The organism is Paraburkholderia caledonica NBRC 102488, assembly GCF_000685095.1.
Taxonomy (GTDB): Bacteria; Pseudomonadota; Gammaproteobacteria; order Burkholderiales; family Burkholderiaceae; genus Paraburkholderia; species Paraburkholderia caledonica.
This window is the reverse complement of record NZ_BAYE01000006.1, coordinates 265,618-283,616: the sequence shown is the minus strand read 5'-3', so window position 1 is coordinate 283,616 and position 17,999 is coordinate 265,618. Positions and strand designations below refer to the sequence as shown.

Annotated in this window: 14 protein-coding genes; 8 read left to right on the top strand and 6 right to left on the bottom strand. The window is 61.8% G+C overall.

Features of this window, described 5'->3' with window-relative positions:
• Nucleotides 1-2: 2 nt before the first annotated feature.
• A complete protein-coding gene (locus BCA01S_RS15145; RefSeq protein WP_027777624.1) occupies nucleotides 3-1,154 on the bottom strand; it encodes an ABC transporter ATP-binding protein in 1,152 nt (383 codons plus the stop codon).
• A 191-nt stretch (nucleotides 1,155-1,345) separates the two neighbouring features.
• Between BCA01S_RS15145 and BCA01S_RS15140 the strand changes: the two genes are divergently transcribed.
• From BCA01S_RS15140 to BCA01S_RS15120, 5 genes are all read left to right on the top strand, one after another.
• The gene (locus BCA01S_RS15140; RefSeq protein ID WP_027777623.1) at nucleotides 1,346-2,377 is read left to right on the top strand and encodes a LacI family DNA-binding transcriptional regulator; all 1,032 of its coding nucleotides are present in this window, start codon (nucleotides 1,346-1,348) and stop codon (nucleotides 2,375-2,377) included.
• Between the two features lie 415 nt (nucleotides 2,378-2,792).
• Nucleotides 2,793-3,797 carry a sugar ABC transporter substrate-binding protein gene (locus BCA01S_RS15135; protein ID WP_020068267.1) on the top strand — a complete coding sequence of 335 codons (1,005 nt, stop codon included), beginning with the start codon at nucleotides 2,793-2,795 and terminating at the stop codon, nucleotides 3,795-3,797.
• An 87-nt stretch (nucleotides 3,798-3,884) separates the two neighbouring features.
• The gene (locus tag BCA01S_RS15130; protein ID WP_020068266.1) at nucleotides 3,885-4,871 is read left to right on the top strand and encodes an ABC transporter permease; all 987 of its coding nucleotides are present in this window, start codon (nucleotides 3,885-3,887) and stop codon (nucleotides 4,869-4,871) included.
• A gap of 73 nt (nucleotides 4,872-4,944) precedes the next feature.
• Complete coding sequence (locus BCA01S_RS15125) at nucleotides 4,945-5,742, top strand: ATP-binding cassette domain-containing protein (RefSeq protein ID WP_027777622.1); 798 nt, start codon at nucleotides 4,945-4,947, stop codon at nucleotides 5,740-5,742.
• Nucleotides 5,743-5,772: 30 nt separating this feature from the next.
• Nucleotides 5,773-6,999: an ROK family transcriptional regulator gene (locus BCA01S_RS15120; protein WP_027777621.1), complete on the top strand. Its 1,227-nt coding sequence runs from the start codon at nucleotides 5,773-5,775 to the stop codon at nucleotides 6,997-6,999.
• 21 nt (nucleotides 7,000-7,020) lie between these two features.
• Here BCA01S_RS15120 and BCA01S_RS15115 read toward each other — a convergent pair whose 3' ends face one another.
• Nucleotides 7,021-10,107: a transglycosylase domain-containing protein gene (locus BCA01S_RS15115; protein WP_027777620.1), complete on the bottom strand. Its 3,087-nt coding sequence runs from the start codon at nucleotides 10,105-10,107 to the stop codon at nucleotides 7,021-7,023.
• Between the two features lie 192 nt (nucleotides 10,108-10,299).
• Nucleotides 10,300-11,355: a LysR family transcriptional regulator gene (locus BCA01S_RS34885; RefSeq protein ID WP_042318673.1), complete on the bottom strand. Its 1,056-nt coding sequence runs from the start codon at nucleotides 11,353-11,355 to the stop codon at nucleotides 10,300-10,302.
• Nucleotides 11,356-11,582: 227 nt separating this feature from the next.
• Between BCA01S_RS34885 and BCA01S_RS15105 the strand changes: the two genes are divergently transcribed.
• The 3 genes from BCA01S_RS15105 to BCA01S_RS15095 all read left to right on the top strand — a co-directional run bounded on the left by BCA01S_RS15105 (nucleotide 11,583) and on the right by BCA01S_RS15095 (nucleotide 14,816).
• Nucleotides 11,583-12,515, top strand: coding sequence for a dihydrodipicolinate synthase family protein (locus tag BCA01S_RS15105; protein ID WP_027777619.1), 933 nt, complete (start codon nucleotides 11,583-11,585; stop codon nucleotides 12,513-12,515).
• Nucleotides 12,516-12,592: 77 nt separating this feature from the next.
• Nucleotides 12,593-13,882 (top strand): NAD(P)/FAD-dependent oxidoreductase, encoded by a 1,290-nt coding sequence (locus BCA01S_RS15100; protein ID WP_027777618.1) that lies wholly within the window; start codon nucleotides 12,593-12,595, stop codon nucleotides 13,880-13,882.
• 223 nt (nucleotides 13,883-14,105) lie between these two features.
• Entirely contained in the window at nucleotides 14,106-14,816 is a 711-nt protein-coding gene (locus BCA01S_RS15095; protein WP_027777617.1) for a TetR/AcrR family transcriptional regulator, read from the top strand.
• Nucleotides 14,817-14,903: 87 nt separating this feature from the next.
• Here BCA01S_RS15095 and BCA01S_RS15090 read toward each other — a convergent pair whose 3' ends face one another.
• From BCA01S_RS15090 to aroQ, 3 genes are read right to left on the bottom strand one after another with little or no spacing between them, the layout of a single operon-like run.
• Nucleotides 14,904-16,271, bottom strand: coding sequence for an MFS transporter (locus tag BCA01S_RS15090; protein ID WP_027777616.1), 1,368 nt, complete (start codon nucleotides 16,269-16,271; stop codon nucleotides 14,904-14,906).
• Nucleotides 16,272-16,330: 59 nt separating this feature from the next.
• The gene (locus tag BCA01S_RS15085) at nucleotides 16,331-17,221 is read right to left on the bottom strand and encodes a shikimate dehydrogenase (RefSeq protein WP_244145992.1); all 891 of its coding nucleotides are present in this window, start codon (nucleotides 17,219-17,221) and stop codon (nucleotides 16,331-16,333) included.
• A gap of 8 nt (nucleotides 17,222-17,229) precedes the next feature.
• Nucleotides 17,230-17,685, bottom strand: coding sequence for a type II 3-dehydroquinate dehydratase (gene aroQ / locus BCA01S_RS15080; RefSeq protein ID WP_020068256.1), 456 nt, complete (start codon nucleotides 17,683-17,685; stop codon nucleotides 17,230-17,232).
• Nucleotides 17,686-17,999 lie beyond the last annotated feature (314 nt).

The following is a 17,999-nucleotide window of genomic DNA, read 5'->3' as shown; positions in this document are numbered from 1 at the left end:
CTTTATGCGTAATGTTCGACGGATTCAAGCGAAGGGGCGGCGAAGCCGTCTTCGGTGAACAAATGAGTGGCGTGGCGCGGTACACGCAGGTTCGCGCGATCGCCTGGTGCGAGTCGCGTATCGCCCGGCGCTTTCGCGATGAGTGCGGCGCCGCCGGGTTGATCGAGGTGCACATAGCTGTGCTCGCCAAGCTGTTCGACGAGCGAGACGGCGCGCGAAAGAATGGCGTCGTCGTGAGACGAAGACGAATCGACGAATTCAAGGTGCTCAGGACGCACGCCGAGCGTCACCGCTTGCGAGACTTGCAACGCGGCACCATCCACAGGAACGTGGACGTTCTCGTGCGTGTGGTCGAGCGCCACGACAACGCCTTGCGCATCGACAGAAGCGATACGTCCCGGCAGAAAGTTCATGCGCGGCGAACCGATGAACCCCGCGACGAAGCGGCTCCTGGGACGGTGATACAACTCCAGCGGCGCACCGATTTGCGCAATGCTGCCGTAACGTTCGGTGTCTTTCCCGGCATGCAACAACACGATCTTGTCCGCGAGGGTCATCGCCTCGATCTGATCGTGCGTCACATAAACCACACTCGCCTTCGCGAACTGCTTGTGCAGCCGCGCGATTTCGATGCGCGTCTGGCCACGCAGCGTTGCGTCGAGATTGGAGAGCGGTTCGTCGAAGAGAAACACTCCGGGCTGGCGCACGATCGCGCGGCCGATCGCAACGCGCTGACGTTGACCGCCGGACAGTGCTTTCGGCCGGCGCTCGAGCAGCGCTTCCAGTTGCAGAATGCGCGCGGCTTCCCGCACCTTGCGGTCGATCTCGTCTTTTGGGGTCTTGGCGAGCTTCAGTCCGAATGCCATGTTCTCGAACACGGTCATGTGCGGAAAGAGCGCGTAGCTCTGAAACACCATTGCCACGCCGCGCTGCGCCGCCGGCACGTCGTTCATGACCTCGCCGCCGATGAACAGGTCGCCGTCGGTGAGATCTTCGAGCCCTGCGATCATGCGCAGCAACGTAGACTTGCCGCAGCCCGAAGGGCCGAGAAAAACGCAGAACTCGTTCTCGCCGATCTCGAGATCGACGTCGCGAATCACCGGCGCACCGTCGCCATACGCTTTCTGCACGCCTCTTAACGAAATGCTCGCCATCGCCTCGACTCCGTGATTTAATCGGCTCGACGGCGGAGATTAAGCGCTTAATCAGCAGGGCATAAAAAATCGATCGCACGCGATCGTCGGGCCTTGCCTGTCTCCGCTATCGTTTTGTCTGTGCGACAGATGGTGCCGCGCCTTGCCCGCCGATGCAAATGTCGGGCAGCCATCCCAAATAATGAAGAGACATGCCCACACTTAGCGAAGTCGCGCGCCATGCCGGCGTCACGCCTGCCACCGTATCGAATGTGCTGCGCAATCGCGGGCGCGTCGGCGAGAGCACACGTCAACGCGTTCTCGAAGCCGTCGACGCGCTCGGCTACCGGCCGCACCTCGCCGCCCGCGCGCTCGCCGAAGGGCGCGCCCCGACGCTCGCCTTGATGGTGTCGAGCATCGCCAATCCGTTCTACCCCGAGTTCGCACTAGCCGTCGAACGCGCGGCGCGAACCAGCGGACATTTCGTGATCATTTGCAATACTAACGAAGATCCCTTAACGGGCCGCGCGTACCTCGACCAGATAGCCGGCACGCTTTCCGAGGGCGTGCTCGTGACCAATGCGAACCTGCAATTCACGGACCTTCACGTGACGGAATCGCGCGGCACTCCCGTGGTTTTGTGCATGTGGGAGCGACCCAACGAGCCACCGGGCCTGCCCTGCGTTGCGGTGGATTTTCGTCTGGCCGGCGAGCTTGCCGGAAAGCATCTGCTCGAATTGGGACATCGGCGGATAGGGGCGATTGTCGGCAGCAAGGCTTCTGGCATTCACGCTGCCCGCTATGAAGGGTTCGTCAACGCGCTGCGCGCGGCGGGGGTGCGCAAAAACCGCGTCAAACACGCTGCGGATACGATCCAGGGTGGCTACAGCGCGGCGCGCGAGTTGCTCGAGGCCGATCCGCAACTCACTGCGATCTTCGCGACCAACGACCTGCCGGCGCTCGGCGCGATGCATGCCGCAGCCGACCTCGGCCTCGCCGTCCCCACTGATCTTTCCGTAATGGGCATCACCGACATCCAGCTCGCGCGCGAGTCGCGGCCTGCATTGACCACAGTCGCCGTGCCGACCGTGGAAGTCGCCGGGCTTGCCGTTTCGTTGCTGCGCGAACTCATCGAATCGTCGTATGGACAGGCCGGCCCCGGCGAGGCCAATGTGCCGATGCGAATTTCGTCGCCGCCGAAGCTCGTGGTGCGTGCGTCGACTGGCACGCCGCGCTCCTCCTGAACGCGCAATTGAAGCCAGAAACGTAGTCATCGGGAGCCGTTCAGGCGTTCCTTATACCCTCCTCGATGCAGTCAAAACGCACGAGACACCTTTCTACCGGCTTTCACTGAAGCCAGGACTTTCCCCAATCCGGCCGTGCGTACGCTGCGCTGCACCATCGCGGTGAAATCCCCGCCACGCAAGGCTTTGCTGGTCTTCCCAAGGTGTATCGAGCTAAGTCCCCGTCCAACGGGATTCCTTGACGCGCCCCTCTCCGCCTGCTGTACTAAATCAACTAAAGTGATTTAGGCGGCGTCCGCGATCCTACTTCGACCGTTCGGACGTGCCGCATTCCAGGTTGCGCCCGCGCAGCGTTCGCGTGTGCAACCGCCAGCAGTTCCAAGAACGTCATTGCCAATAACCGGAGGAGCGTCCCATGAATCTGAATTCCCGCAGGCTTCCTGTCGCCAGGAAGATCGTCTCGATGTGCGTCGCGGCATCGGCGGTCTGGTGCGCGAGCGCAAGTCAGGCAGCCGACCAGCCGGTCGTCGGTCTCATCACCAAGACCGACACCAATCCGTTCTTCGTGAAGATGAAGCAAGGCGCGGAGGCGGCAGCGTCAAAAGACGGCGCCAAGCTGATTACCGCAGCCGGCAGATTCGACGGCGACAACGCGAGCCAGGTGACGGCAATCGAAAACATGATGACGGCTGGCGCGAAAGCGATTCTGATCACTCCCAGCGATACGAAGGCGATCGTGCCGAGCATCAAGAAAGCGCGCGCCGCCGGCGTGATGGTGGTCGCGCTCGACACGCCGACTGATCCGCAAGACGCCACCGACGCCCTCTTCGCGACCGACAACTTCAAAGCCGGCGTGTTGATCGGCAAATACGCGAAGGCGGCGTTGAACGGCAAGCCCGCGAAAATCGCCACACTCGATCTCGCGCCCGGCGTTTCGGTGGGCGTACTGCGGCATAACGGCTTTCTGGAAGGGTTCGGCGTAAAGCAAGGCGACCCCTCGATCGTATGCAGCCAGGACACCCGCGGCGATCAGGCGAAAGGCCAGACGGCGATGGAAAACTGCCTGCAGAAATCGCCGGATATCAACGTGGTCTACACGATCAACGAACCGGCGGCCGCGGGCGCGTATCGCGCGCTGAAGGCAGCGGGCAAGGACAAGAGCGTGATGATCGTCTCGATCGACGGCGGCTGTGAGGGTGTGCGCAACGTCAAGGCCGGTTCTATCGCCGCGACCTCGCAGCAGTATCCGCTGAAGATGGCCGCGCTCGGCGTGACGGCAGGCGTCGATTATGCGAAGACCGGCAAGAAGGTTTCCGGCTACCAGGACACGGGCGTGACGCTGATCACGGACAAGCCGATGTCCGGCATCGACAGTAAGGACACGACCTTCGGCCTCGACAACTGTTGGGGCAACAAGTAACACGCACTGTACGGCGGCCCGCTCGCCGGGCCGCCGGATGATTCGCCGCGCGGCGCACGCCACGCTCATGTTTCGAGGACATCCATCATGTCGACTCCTTCCGCTCCCGCGGGCCATCCGCGCCATTTCTCAGACCGTCTGCCGTCGCTTGCCGAAGTCGGGCCGCTCATTGCGCTCGTGCTGGCTTGCGGTTTCTTCATCTCGCAGAGCAGCCGTTTCCTGTCGTTCCAGAACCTCTCGTTGATCCTTCAACAGACCATGGTCGTTGCAGTGATCGCAATCGGCCAGACGCTGATTGTGCTGACGGGCGGCATCGATCTCTCCTGCGGCATGGTGATGGCGTTTGGCTCCATCATCATGACGAAGTTTGCGGTGACGTTGGGCCTGCCGCCTGCACTCGCGATTCTGTGCGGCATCGGCGCGAGCACATTATTCGGCGTGCTCAACGGTGTACTCATTACGCGCATCAAATTGCCGGCGTTCATCGTCACGCTCGGCACGCTGAACATTGCGTTCGCGCTCACGCAAATCTATTCGAATGCGGAAAGCGTGTCGAATCTGCCGGACGCGATCATGTTCTTCGGCAACACGTTCAAGCTCGGACCCGCCGACGTCACCTACGGCACCGTCCTCACATTGCTGATGTATCTGGCCACGTGGTTCGTGTTGCGCGACACGGTGCCCGGCCGCCATCTGTATGCGCTCGGCAATAACGCCGAGGCCGCGCGGCTGATGGGTTTGTCGTCGCAGAAGATCCTGCTGACCGTCTACACACTGGCCGGCGCCATTTACGGCGTTGCTGCGTTGCTGTCGGTGTCGCGCACCGGCGTGGGCGATCCGCAAGCAGGCCAAACCGAGAACCTCGATAGCATCACGGCGGTAGTGCTCGGCGGCACAAGTCTCTTCGGCGGACGCGGATCGATTTCCGGAACGCTGCTCGGTGCGCTGATTGTCGGCGTATTCCGCAACGGCTTGACCTTGATCGGCGTTTCTTCGGTCTACCAGGTATTGATCACCGGCATGCTGGTGATTCTCGCGGTGGCCGCGGACAAACTCTCTCATCGCCGCGGTTGAGCATTCAATCGCAACCTTATTGCATGAAGCCTGAGTCAGCGCATTGGCTAACTCAGGCCGACAGGAGCCCGTCATGTCGACACCTACTTCCGCTTCCGCCGCGTTGCCCGTTCTGCAGGCGCGTGGCCTCGTCAAACGTTATGGCAATGTGACCGCGCTCGACGGCTGCGACTTCGAAGTGCTGCCCGGCGAGATTCTCGCAGTGATCGGCGACAACGGCGCTGGGAAATCGTCGTTGATCAAGGCACTTTCCGGCGCGACGGTGCCGGACGAAGGCGAAATTCTGCTCGACGGCAAGCCCGTCAAATTTCGCAGTCCGCTGGATGCACGCGCGCAAGGCATTGAGACCGTCTATCAGGAACTGGCGGTCGCGCCGGCTATGAGCATCGCCGAAAATCTGTTTCTCGCGCGCGAGTTGGTCAAACCAGGCTGGCGCGGTTCGATCTTCAAGATGATCGACAAACGCCGCATGCTTGAAGAAGCGACCGCCCATATGAAGGACCTGCAAATCGGCATTCGCTCGATGCGTCAGGCGGTCGAAACGCTCTCCGGCGGTCAGCGTCAAGGGGTTGCCGTCGCGCGCAGCGCGGCATTCGCGCGGCATGTGGTGATTCTCGACGAGCCCACCGCAGCGCTCGGCGTCAAGGAAGGCAACATGGTGCTCGAACTGATTCGCCGCGTGCGCGACCGCGGGCTGCCGGTGATTCTCATCAGCCATAACATGCCGCACGTATTCGAAGTGGCGGACCGCATCCATATTCAGCGACTCGGCCGGCGCGCCGCGCTCGTCAATACGAAAGACGTGCATATGTCGGAGGCCGTTGCGATCATGACTGGCGCAAAAGAGGCCGACGTCAAGGCGATTGCATGATGCAATCACATCGCTGAGGGGCTCATGAGCATGGATACCACAGGCGTGCGCCCGCCCCTCAAACGCACGGTCGGCTCGAATCAGGTCGGCATGCGGCAATTCAACGAGCGCATCGTGCTGCAGACAATCCGTCTGCATGGACCGTTGCCGAAGGCAGACGTGGGTCGTCTCACGCGTCTTTCGATGCAGACCGTGTCGATGATCGTCGATCGTCTGATCGACGATGGCCTGCTGGAAAAGCAGGCTCGAGTGCGCGGCAGGATCGGCCAGCCGTCGGTGCCCATTGCGTTGCGTGCGGACGGCGCATATACGATCGGCATCAAGGTAGGGCGCCGCAGTCTCGACGTACTAGCGATGGATTTCGCCGGCCGCGTGGTGTGTCGCGACGTGTTCGAGTACCCGTATCCTGATCCGCGCACGCTGTTTCCCGCACTCGAAAGCAAACTCGCGCGCGTGAATCAGGCGCTCGGCGCGAACGCCAGCAAAGTGGTCGGCGTAGGCGTGGCTGCGCCATTGTGGCTCGGCGGCTGGCGCGACTTTCTCGGCGCGCCGCCCGACGCGTTAGACGCATGGCACGAGATCGACTTGCGCTCGCGTATCGCGACCATGACGGGGCTGCCGGTCGAATTCGCGAAGGACACCACAGCCGCGTGCGCCGCGGAACTTGTGATGGGCCAGGGACGCGGCATCCACAATTTTCTGTACCTGTTCGTCGGCACGTTCATTGGCGGCGGCCTTGTTATTGACGGCCGCCTGCATGGCGGGCCGCACGACAACGCCGGCGCGGTCGGCTCTATTCCGCTGCGCGACGGCGGCGCGCGCAAACCCGCGCGGCAACTGCTGCACGCGGCCTCCGGTTTCGTACTGGAACGCCTGTTGAGCGACGCGGGGAAACCGGCAGCCGCCGCGCACGATCATCGCGCGCTGTCGCCGGAGATGTGGCGGCATACGGAGGAATGGCTCGATACCGCGTGCCCCGCAATCGCCAACGCGCTCACCAGCGCCGCCGCGTTGCTGGACCTCGAAGCGGTCGTGATCGACGGCGAACTGGACCGGCAAATGGTGCGCGAAATCATTCGCCGCACGGAGCGCGTGCTGGACCGATTCGAATGGGAAGGCATGGTGCGTCCGCAACTATTGGAAGGCGCAATTGGTGCCGACGCGCGTGCAATGGGCGGCGCAATCCTGCCGCTCTACGCGCACTTCGCGCCGGTGCACGAACTGTTTCTCAAACCTGCAACAGAAGCCGCATATTGATGTGGATGTGCCGCGGCCGCTTCACTGCGCGACGACCTTCGCGACAGCGATAGAAGCGGTTTTTGCAGGCGCAGATTCGAGCAAGGGCTGCAACGCGGGCGCCATCGACTTCAGCAACTGCACCGAAAGCGCACTCGTGAATTCATAGTGCGCCGCGTAAGGTTCGTGCACCCACGCGGTCAGCGTGCCGTAAAAGCGGTCGCCAATGGCGAATACAAACGTCGCACTGCGGTTCACCTTGCGCGATTCAATGAGGCGCGCGCCCTTGGCGAATACGTTAAAGCGCTGATCGCCGGTACCTGTCTTGCCGTACACCTCCATGGTCCGGCCGTCCGGGAATGTCATGCCCTGCGCGAGACGACGCGCCGTGCCGCCCGTCACGACATCGCGCAACATGCCCTTCACGATCCCCGCAATTTCATGCGAAAGCTGCTGTTGCGGAGCGACGGATGCACGACGGAAATGCGTTTCGTACGGCGTGTCTTTCGCGAAGTCCAGTTGCGTGAGGTTCTCCGTCGGAACCTTGTTGCCGTCGTTTGCGATCAGGCCGATCAGTTGTGCAAGCGCTGCGGGTCTGTCACCGGATGCACCGATCGCAGCCGCATACGAAGGGGTAAGCGTTGCAAAAGGATAGCCGAGCGCCTGCCACGACTTGCCGATTGTGTCGTACGCGCGCAGTTCGACCATGCGTTTGATGCGGCGATCCTGCGTTGCGTGATAGCGCGTCTTGAAGAGCCATGAATACGTCGAGAGACGCACATCGCTGCTTGCGTTCTGAATGTCGTTGAGCGTGGCGTTCGGATGTTCGCGCAGATAGTTGAGCGTCCATAGTTCGAGCGGATGCACACTCGCGATATAGCCCCGATCGTTCAGATTGAAGCGGTCGATTGCGTACTTCGCGTAAAGGTTCGCGAGGTCTTCGTCGTCGAGTACCGAAGCGGCCGGCGTATTTTTCAGCGCGGCGCGCATCTTCTCGTTGAACCATGCGTTGGACTCGTCGGGCGCAACGCTACGCAATACCGTGGCGACCTTAGGCGGCGATTTGCGCACGCCGAGCAGCAACAGCGCCAATGCCTGCTCTCGCGTTTTGCCGTGATACTTTGTGTAGAAACGATTCATGTACACACGGCTTTCCTGATCGGCGAAACGCGTCAAGTACATTTTGCGGATCGCCGGATCGCCGAGCCATTGCGACGACGGTCCCGTGGTTTGCACCATCTCATAGTGGACGATATCGCGCATCAGCCGCACGAAAACCAGATTCACCGAATGCTGGAACGCACGACGGATAGTCAGAATGCGACCGTTGTCGTCGGATTCGAAGTTGTTGAAGGTTTGCGCGCCGCCGCCCGTGTAGAAGGTTTCGCCGGGACTCGCGGAGTACTTGCGCTCCACGGCTGCGTCGAGCATGGATTGAAGCGAGCGATCCTTGGTGTGCGAGAGATAGTCCAGCGCCCAGCGTGTCAATTGATCGCTCGGATCGGGCTTGATGGTTTTGAGCTCGGCCGCGCTGCGAGCAGCGTAACGCGCATGCAACTGGGACACGATCTGCAAATACGTCACCATGGTACGCAGTTTTGCAGTGGACCCGAGATTCAAACGTGCGCCTGAATTAATGTCGAACGGCTGGTTCACGCTGTCCGTTTGCACACGCACGAGATTCGCTCCGTCGCGCCGCTCGAATAGCGTGAAGCTGTAGGCGATTTTCGACGGATCGTCCGATGCGCGCAGCATTTCGAAGCCGACAAGGCCTGCGGCCTTCGCGCCGTCGCGCGTTGCGGCAGCGGCAAGCCGTTCGCTCACGGTCTGCTGCACCGCGTTGTTGAGCGTGCCGGTGGCTTGCAGATCAAGCCGGTCGAGTTCGTAAAAGCTCGGAATGCCGAGCGCTGCGAGCAGGTTCGAGCGCATCGACGTGACGGCTTTGCGCGACACGAACGAGCCGGCGTTTTGAGCGGGTTTGCCCGCGCGGTGCAAATCGACCGTGGCAGAAAGCGCCGCATCGCGCAAAGCGGCGGAAATCACGCCGCCATTCGCGAGCAGCCGCAAATAACTGTCGGTCAATCGTTCGAGCTCGGGATAACCGCGATGCAGGAAATAGGACGGCGCGCGCTGGGCGATCATCAGAGAAAGCACCTGGCGAAATGCCTCGCCTTGCTGCGGCAGGTTCTCTGTGGTTGCAGGCGCGTTCAGTATGCGGTTCACATCCGCGAAATCGCGGCCGTACCACGCGGCAAGGCCGTCGCCCATGCCGCTGATTTCACCGACTCCGGGTTGCGCCGCAAGCGGCACCGAATTCAGATAGTGCGTGACGATCTGCCGACGCGCGGGCATGGTCTGCGGACCGTTCAGATAGGCACGCACCGAAGCGGACGCAATCTGCCTCAGCTTCTCCGGCGGCGTTGCGGTGCGGCCGCCCGCCGAGTGGCGGAATTTCTCGATCTGCGTGGCGAGCGTGCTGCCGCCGGGCGCCGCCTGGTGGTGGTTGAATACGCGTGCGCCCTGATCGGCCAGCGCGCGGCTAAAGCGCCCCCAGTCGATGGCCGGGTTGCGGTTAGGTTGATCCGGATCGAGCAGATAGCGGTCTTCAATAAACAGAAGCGAGTTGACGATGACAGGCGGAATTGCCTCGAAGCTGTCGTACACCCGCCCAGGAAAACTCGCGCTAAAAAGAGGTGCGCCGGTGCCGTCGAACAGTTGCAACCCGGCCTGGTCCTTCTCGGCGTACGGCAAGAAAAGGCTTCTATCTGCTAGCGAAAGCATGCGCTCCGAATCGCGCGCCTGTGCGGTGACTTCGAAGCCGCGCTCCAGCAAGCGCTGCTGGATTGACGGCAGCAATGCGTAGCCGAGGCGGGTGTCGTACGGACCTTTGTCCGCCTCGGGAAAACGGATGGAATGGCTCGGACCATCGTCTACAGCGAAGCCGATGTCGCGCGTGAGCTCGGAGAGGTAATGGGCCTGCAGCCGGGAAGTTTCTATTTCGAGTTCGCACAGGCGCACGACCCACGCTAACCCCAACAACAACGCCGCCGCCAGCGCCCATTTGAACCACTTGCGGACCGAAGCGGAGCCGGTGGCGCGAAGCGGAAATCGAACCGATGGCCGATTCATGACTGCTCTCCCCGAATGGGCGCCAGCCTTTTCACTCCGACGCCCTCGAAGCAGTGTAGCGCGGGGGCGCACGCGCAATTGGTTCGGATTTACCCCCAGTGTCGCCGCTACAACACCCATCGCAAGAAGATAGCAAATCGCGAAATGCCGTGCGATATTCGACGTCTTGTCGTGCTCTGAAAAAACGCCGACTCAGGCAAGTTTTCGCTTTGCAGCTGCATGGGCGGCCTTGCGCCGCGGCGTTGGTTTCGGCGTCCGGGTAGACGTCGATATGGGCGCGCGTTTTGACTGACGGGTTTTTTCCGGCAAGTTCTCCTCTACTCGGGTCTGCTGCCGCAGCAATTCCACGAAGCGCTCCGCAGGCGGCGACAGCACGCCACCCTTACGTGTCACGACTCCGAACGTTTGCGAAGGCGACTTGAGCGCAACCGGCACGCGACGCAGCATTTTTTGCCGAATAAACATGTCAGCAATGGCGGTCGGCAACAACGACACCAGATCCGCACTGCTCTGCAGCAGCGCGACAGTCACAAAAGTGGATGCAGTGGAGATCGGGTTATCCGGCATGGCCAGCCCCGCAAGATCCATCTCCCGTTCGAGCAGGGCGTGCAGCGGCATATGCGACGGATACACCACCCAACGGTGATCCGCCAGGTCGCTCAGCTGCACATCCTTTCGCGGCAGCGCTGGATGACCGTACCCGACCACGACGGACAACGGCTCGTCGGCGAGCGGACGATACTGGTATTTCGACGGATCCGCAGCCACGGCAGCTCGGCCGATCACGAGATCGAGGCGGCCGTCGTCGAGTTGGGCGAGCATGCGCGCACTCGTGTTTTCCACCACTTCGATAGAAAGATTCGGCTGCCGCGCGTGCAGCTGGTTGATGGCCGGGATCACGCATTCGGGAATCGCGCCCATGATCGCGCCGATTGCGAGGCGCCCGCCGTGCCCCGAGCGAATTTCGGCAACGTCCTGACATAGCGCGGCGAGATCCGTCGCCACGAGGCGCGCGTAGCGGATCACGCAATGCCCGAGCTGGTTCGGGATCATGCCGCTTTTCGTGCGCTCGAAAAGCGGCGCTTCGAACATTGATTCGAGTTCCTGCAACGCTTTGCTTGCGGCCGATTGTGTCATGGACATCATGCCTGCCGCTTTATGCAACGACTTCTGGTCGTCGAGCGCGATCAGCAACTGGAGCTGCTTCATGCGCAGTTTTCCCAGCAGAACATTCAACGTATTTTTCATGAAGACGGCGGGTGAGTCGTAAAAGCGATCACGAGATGGAAACAATTCAATATACCTGCGTGCCGCGCAGTCGTATAGTCGGCGGCAATAAGCAGCATGAGACCGCTTAACGCGATTAACGCGATTAACGCGCTTGAAGCACTTGAAGCGCTTGAAGCGCTTGAAGCGCGAATCGCGACCGACAGAGACACTTCCACCGCCTCATCACATTCCAGAGCGCCCATATCATGACTCGACCCGTTAATACCGCGGCAATGCGCGGCGTGTTCCCTGTTGCGCCCACCATTTTCGACGACGCCGGCCAGCTCGACCTGGAAGGCCAGAAGCGCTGCATCGACTTCATGATCGATGCGGGCTCGAACGGTTTGTGCATTCTCGCGAACTTCTCGGAACAGTTCGCCCTTTCCGACGAAGAGCGCGAGACGCTGATGCACGTCGTGCTCGAACACGTAGCGGGCCGCGTACCCGTTATCGTCACGACCACGCATTTCAGTTCGCATCAATGCGCGGAACGCAGCCGCCGCGCGCAAGCAGCAGGCGCCGCAATGGTCATGATCATGCCGCCCTATCACGGCGCAACGATCCGCATCGGCGAGCGCGGCATTGAAGAGTTTTACCGCACGGTGTCCGACGCGATCAATATTCCAATCATGATTCAGGACGCGCCGGTCAGCGGTACGCCGTTGTCCGCGCCGTTTCTCGCCCGCATGGCCAATGAGATCGAACACGTGTCGTATTTCAAGATCGAAGTGCCGCAAGCGGCGAACAAGCTGCGCGAACTCATTCAGTTGGGCGGCGACGCGATCGTGGGACCGTGGGACGGCGAGGAAGCAATTACGCTGATGGCCGATCTCGATGCAGGCGCAACCGGTTCGATGACGGGCGGCGGCTATGCCGACGGTATCCGGCTGATCGTCGACGCCTATGCTGCAGGCGACACCGAAGCTGCCGCCGCTCACTATCAGCAGTGGCTGCCGCTGATCAACTATGAGAACCGCCAGGGCGGCCTCGCTTCGTGCAAGGCGTTGATGAAGGAAGGCGGCGTGATTCGCTCCGACGCGGTACGTCATCCATTGCCGGCAATGCACCCGGCCACGCGTGAGGGACTGCTCAAAGTCGCGCGACGGCTCGATCCGCTGGTGCTGCGCTGGGCTCGCTAGAAGCGGTAGCGGCGCCATAGAAGAAGAAGCGGCGCGCGGCTGGACGCGGACATGCAATTGCCGCTACGCTAGCGGCCATGGAAAGTTTCTACGAAGCCACTGTTACACGCCCGTCCGCCTATGCGCCGCTCGTCGGCCAACATAGCGCGGACGTTTGCATTGTCGGCGGCGGACTTGCGGGGCTGTCGACGGCGCTAGGTCTCGTTGAGCGAGGCGTGAAGAACGTCGCGGTGCTCGAGGCGCGGCAGGTCGGTTACGGCGCATCGGGACGCAACGGCGGCTTTGTGTTCGGTGGCTACAGCCTCGATTGTGCCGATCTGCTGAAAACGCTAGGCGCGGCTCGCGCGCGCGAGCTATACGCGCTTACCACCGACGCCGTCGATCTGATGCGGGCCCGCATCGCGCGTTATCGCATAGATTGCGATGTCACCGACGCCGGCGTCATTCTCGCGAACTGGTTCGACGATCCCGCGCGGCTAGAAGCGCAGCGTCGTCTGATGCTCGAATCATTCGGCGTCGACTGGGAACCGGTGGCAGCCGAACATCTGGCGCTCCAGTTGAAAACGCGCCGTTATCACGGCGGCCTGTTCGAGCGCAACGCGTTTCACTTTCATCCGCTGAAATACGTGCTCGGCGTGGCCGATGCAGCGGCCAGCGCCGGCGTGCGGATTCACGAGCAGTCTCCCATAGTGCATTTGCAGCGCGAAGGTGCCGGCTTCGTCCTGCGCACGCCGCAAGGCGTCGTCGACGCGCGGCACGTCGTGATGGCGGGCGGCGGATACGCGCGCAACGTCTACACGAAGGTGGAGCGCGCGGTGCTGCCCATCGCCACGTATGTGATGGCGACCGAGCCCCTCGGCGCGCGGCTGCACGATGCGATCGACACGCGCGCGGCCGTCTACGACACGCGTTTCGCGTTCGACTACTACCGGCCGCTGCCCGACACGCGGATTCTCTGGGGCGGACGCATCTCGGTGCGCGACCGCGCGCCGGAAGTCATCGCCGGCCTACTGCGGCGCGATCTGCTGAAGGTCTATCCGCAATTGCACGACGTGCGCGTGGACTACGCGTGGGGTGGCCTCATGAGCTACGCGCGTCACAAGATGCCGCAGATCGGTCGCACCGCGGACGGCGTCTGGCATGCGGTGGGCTTCGGCGGACATGGCATGGCACCGACCACCGTGTCCGGCGAACTGCTGGCCGCGGCCATTGCGGGCGAGCGTGCGGTTCCGGAGGCGTTCGCCGCGTTTGGCCTCACGCCCGCTTATGGCGCACTCGGTCTCGCCGCCGCTCAACTCACGTACACCGCGATGCAAACGCGCGACGTATTCGCCGCGCGCCGCAGGCGGGCCCGCGGCTCCGTCTGAAAACGCATCGTGTGGGCCGCGAACGCGCGGCTATGTCTGCACAGCTTAAGCGTTGCCGGTGCGGTGTGCCGAGGCAGCGCCGCGTCGATGCGGCCGGCTTGCGCGTAGGTGCCCGAAACGCCGCCAGACCGCTGCGATATGCCGCCTGTTTCGCGTAAAAACCCCGCGCCAGAGGCCATTTTCGCCATGCTAGAATGCGCGGTCACTGCCGCTCGAATACACAATGAAAAAGGGAAGCAAGGCCGCCGAGCCCGATACCAACGGCATCCCGTCCGACGCGCCGCGCAAAGACGCCCGACGTAGCGACGCCCGCCGCAAGTACGATCCCGAGCAGACGAAGCGTAATATCCTCGACGTCGCGACCCAGGAGTTCTCCGCGATGGGGCTGACGGGCGCGCGCGTCGATGCCATCGCGGAGCGCACCAACACCACCAAGCGCATGCTGTACTACTACTTCGGCAGCAAGGAAGGGTTGTACCAGGCGGTGCTGGAGAAGGTGTACGGCGACATTCGCGCGCTCGAACAGGATCTGCACGTCAGCGAACTCGACCCGGTCGAAGGCATGCGCGCGCTGGTCGAATTCACGTTCGACTATCACGACCGCCAGCGGGACTTCGTGCGCCTCGTCACGATCGAGAACATCAACGGCGCGAAGTATGTCGAGCAGGTCAAGAGCTTTAAAGGCCGCAACGTCACCGTCATTCATACAATCGAAGACCTGCTTGCACGCGGTATCGCGGCGGGCAAGTTTCGCAGCGACGTCGACGCGATCGACCTGCATCTGTTGATCAGCTCACTGTGCTTTCATCGCGTCGGCAATCGTCATACGTTCGGCACGGCATTTGGGCGCGATCCGTCACATCCCAGATTGCGCGCGCGTCATCGGGCAATGATCGTCGATGCGGTGCTGCGCTTCGTTCGCAAGGAAAATTGACGAGCCTCTTATAGTCCACTTTCACGGACGAATGAAAAAGGGACCTGGCCTGCGCCACGTCCCTTTTTTTCGCAGTGGAACGAGTGCTCAATCCACCAGCACGATCCGCTTGATATCGCCGACGATAAAGATGTACGACAGCGCGCCAATCAACGCAATCACGCCGATGAACACGAGCGCGCCGACAAACGACCCTGTCGCCGCGACGATAAAGCCGACCACGAGCGGCGTCACGATGCCGGCCAGATTCGCGGCGAAGTTGAAGATGCCGCCGGTCACGCCGAGCAGCCCTTCGGGCGCGATATCGGACACCAGCGTCCAGCCGAGCGCAGCCATGCCTTGCGCGAAGAATGCGACTGACAGGATTGCGATCACCGCGACGTTGCTCTCGACGTAATTGGCCAGAATGATCGTCGAGGCCAGCAACAGGCCGGCGATGATCGGCAGCTTGCGCGCCACGTTGGCGGACTTGCCGCGGCGCAGCAGCCAGTCGGAAAAGAGCCCGCCGAACATCACGCCGATCGACGCCGCGATGAACGGCATGATCGCGAAAAAGCCGATCTTCAGCCAGCCCATATGACGTTCGGTGGCGAGGTAAGTCGGGAACCACGTGAGAAAGAACACGAGCGTCGAGTTGCCGGCGAACTGACCAAGACAGATGCCCGTCAATTGACGGTGCTTGAGCAGGCGGCCAATGGTGCGCCATTCAAAGCCGCTTTTCGCGGGCGCCGCAGCAGCGCCGCTATCCTTGTGACGTTGGGTGAGACCGCCACCCGCCTCGATATAGTCGAGCTCCGCCTGATTCGCCGACGGATGATCTCGAGGCTCGCGATACATGAGCCACCAGATCACGCCAAACACGATACCCACGCCGCCCACCACATAAAACAGCGAACGCCAGCCGAATGCGCCCATCAGCATGAACAGGAACGGGCTGAAAAACGCGAGGCCGATATATTCGCCGACGGTGTAGGTGCCGGTTGCCATCGCGCGTTCGCTCTGCGGGAACCATGTCGCAACCACCCGGCTATTGGTCGGAAAACATGGCGCTTCCGACACGCCTAGGCCGAGGCGAAACACGAACAGTCCGGCAATGCCGTGCACGAGCCCTTGCGCGAGCGTGCACAGGGACCAGAAGGTCATCGAGAGAAAGTAAGTGAGCTTGCTGCCAAAACGGTCCAGGAAGAGGCCGCCAGGAATCTGAGAAGCAACGTAGCTCCACGAGAACACCGAGAACAGCAGCCCCATCATTGCAGCGTTGATGCCGAGTTCTTTGGTCAGCTGCGGCGCGGCAATGCCGAGTACCGTGCGGTCGAGATAGTTGATCATCGTGCCGACGGCCAGCAACCCCAGTATCTGGTAACGGGCGTTGGAGCGGCGCGCGGTGCTGGCAGTCGCGCTTGCGCCGGCCTGACGCGTCCCGTCGGCCGGTCTGGTTTGAGTCGATTGCGGCATGGGGTTGTAGTCTCCTCTCATTGATCATCTGGTCGTCGTTTGCCGGTGTGCGCTACCGGTTAGCGTTCCAGCAACGACTGGAAATGCGTGTAGACGCGCTCGGCGTCCGGTTCGAGCCCGGTGAAGATGCGCATTGCGTCGACGGCCTGGTACACCGCCATGCCGCCGCCGCTCAGCGTGCGGCAGCCGAGCGCTTCGGCTGCCTGCAACAGCGCGGTGCGAATCGGGAAATAGACGATGTCGGCCACCCACAGACCGCTATGCAGCAATTCGGCGGGCAAAGGCAGTCCCGGCAATTTGGCCATGCCGGTCGGCGTTGCGTGAATCAGCCCGTTGGCGGCCGCGAGCGTCTCTCCGAGCGACGTGCCAGCAGTGACCGTCCGATCCGCAAAGCGCTTCTGTAACTCGGCTGCGAGCGACGCGGCACGAGCGGCGTCGACGTCGAACAGCGTGAGCGTTTGTGTGCCCATTGCGAGGGCTGCGTGAGCAACCGCAGCGCCCGCGCCGCCCGCGCCCAGTTGCACCACCCGGTCAAGCGATACGTCCGGCAAACCGCGGCGGAACGCGCGGGCAAAACCGGACCAGTCCGTGTTGTGCCCGATCCGTTTGCCGCCCTTGAAAAGCACGGTGTTGACCGCGCCCAGCGCACGGGCGTCGTCGGACAATTCGTCGAGCAGCGGAATGACGGCCTGCTTGCACGGATACGTTATGTTCAAACCGTTATAGCCCATGCGTTCGGCCGCAACCAGCAGATCGGGCAGCGCTGCTACATCGAGCTTCAACGCTTCCAGATCGATGCGGCGATACACGTAATGCAAGCCGAGCTTGCTGCCCTCTTCCTCGTGCATCGCGGGACTCAGCGAGCCGCCGATGCCCGATCCGATCAGACCGACAAGATAAGAACTTGCAGTGGCCTGTGCGCTCGTTTTTGCATTCGCTTGTTCATTCATTGGCACGTTCATTTCGCCGCCCTATTCTTGAGGATGGTGGCCATCCGCTCCAGCGCGAGCACGTAGCCTTGGGTGCCGCACCCGACGATGATCGCATCGGCCACCGCCGACACATACGAGTGATGACGGAAGGGTTCCCGTCGATGCACGTTTGAAATATGCACTTCGATGACGGGCTTTTCGATTGCGCTGAGCGCGTCGGCGATGGCCACCGACGTGTGCGTGTACGCAGCGGGATTGATGACGATGCCATCGACCTTGGTGCGCGCTGCGTGGAGCCAGTCGATCAGTTGATGTTCGGCGTTCGACTGGCAGAAGTCGATTGAGAGATCAAGGCGCTCACCGGCATCGCGGCAGAGTTTCGCGACATCGTCGAGCGTTTCGGCGCCATAGATGGCTGGCTCGCGTGTACCGAGCAGGTTGAGGTTGGGTCCATTGAGGACCAGTACGGAAGCAAAACTCATGACATCGATCTCCTGTCGGCAGAGCTGTCGGCAAGAGTTAGCGCTTTAGCGCTTACTCCCGCCCCATCCAACGCAGTTGCAACAAACTCGAACAATGAAGCGCATCGCGACAAGCGCAAAACGCTCCTCAACGTAAAGCGAAGTGTGCTCGCATGAGCCCTCTCCGTCATTCGGGGTTTATACGAATTTGTACCATCTAGTTAGTTTGTATAGACTATCGAAAATTGCGCTTACTATGGACAGTTGCGGCCTGGCGCTTGCTTCACGAGTCACGAACTAGCCCATTTTGCGCGCCGCAACATGGCAGTGGCCCG

Excerpts from the sequence above, each read along its gene's own strand:
- BCA01S_RS15145 (WP_027777624.1), bottom strand. The coding sequence starts at position 1,154 with ATGGCGAGCATTTCGTTAAGAGGCGTGCAGAAAGCGTATGGCGACGGT.
- BCA01S_RS15140 (WP_027777623.1), top strand. The coding sequence starts at position 1,346 with ATGCCCACACTTAGCGAAGTCGCGCGCCATGCCGGCGTCACGCCTGCC.
- BCA01S_RS15135 (WP_020068267.1), top strand. The coding sequence starts at position 2,793 with ATGAATCTGAATTCCCGCAGGCTTCCTGTCGCCAGGAAGATCGTCTCG.
- BCA01S_RS15130 (WP_020068266.1), top strand. The coding sequence starts at position 3,885 with ATGTCGACTCCTTCCGCTCCCGCGGGCCATCCGCGCCATTTCTCAGAC.
- BCA01S_RS15125 (WP_027777622.1), top strand. The coding sequence starts at position 4,945 with ATGTCGACACCTACTTCCGCTTCCGCCGCGTTGCCCGTTCTGCAGGCG.
- BCA01S_RS15120 (WP_027777621.1), top strand. The coding sequence starts at position 5,773 with ATGGATACCACAGGCGTGCGCCCGCCCCTCAAACGCACGGTCGGCTCG.
- BCA01S_RS15115 (WP_027777620.1), bottom strand. The coding sequence starts at position 10,107 with ATGAATCGGCCATCGGTTCGATTTCCGCTTCGCGCCACCGGCTCCGCT.
- BCA01S_RS34885 (WP_042318673.1), bottom strand. The coding sequence starts at position 11,355 with ATGAAAAATACGTTGAATGTTCTGCTGGGAAAACTGCGCATGAAGCAG.
- BCA01S_RS15105 (WP_027777619.1), top strand. The coding sequence starts at position 11,583 with ATGACTCGACCCGTTAATACCGCGGCAATGCGCGGCGTGTTCCCTGTT.
- BCA01S_RS15100 (WP_027777618.1), top strand. The coding sequence starts at position 12,593 with ATGGAAAGTTTCTACGAAGCCACTGTTACACGCCCGTCCGCCTATGCG.
- BCA01S_RS15095 (WP_027777617.1), top strand. The coding sequence starts at position 14,106 with ATGAAAAAGGGAAGCAAGGCCGCCGAGCCCGATACCAACGGCATCCCG.
- BCA01S_RS15090 (WP_027777616.1), bottom strand. The coding sequence starts at position 16,271 with ATGCCGCAATCGACTCAAACCAGACCGGCCGACGGGACGCGTCAGGCC.
- BCA01S_RS15085 (WP_244145992.1), bottom strand. The coding sequence starts at position 17,221 with ATGAATGAACAAGCGAATGCAAAAACGAGCGCACAGGCCACTGCAAGT.
- aroQ (WP_020068256.1), bottom strand. The coding sequence starts at position 17,685 with ATGAGTTTTGCTTCCGTACTGGTCCTCAATGGACCCAACCTCAACCTG.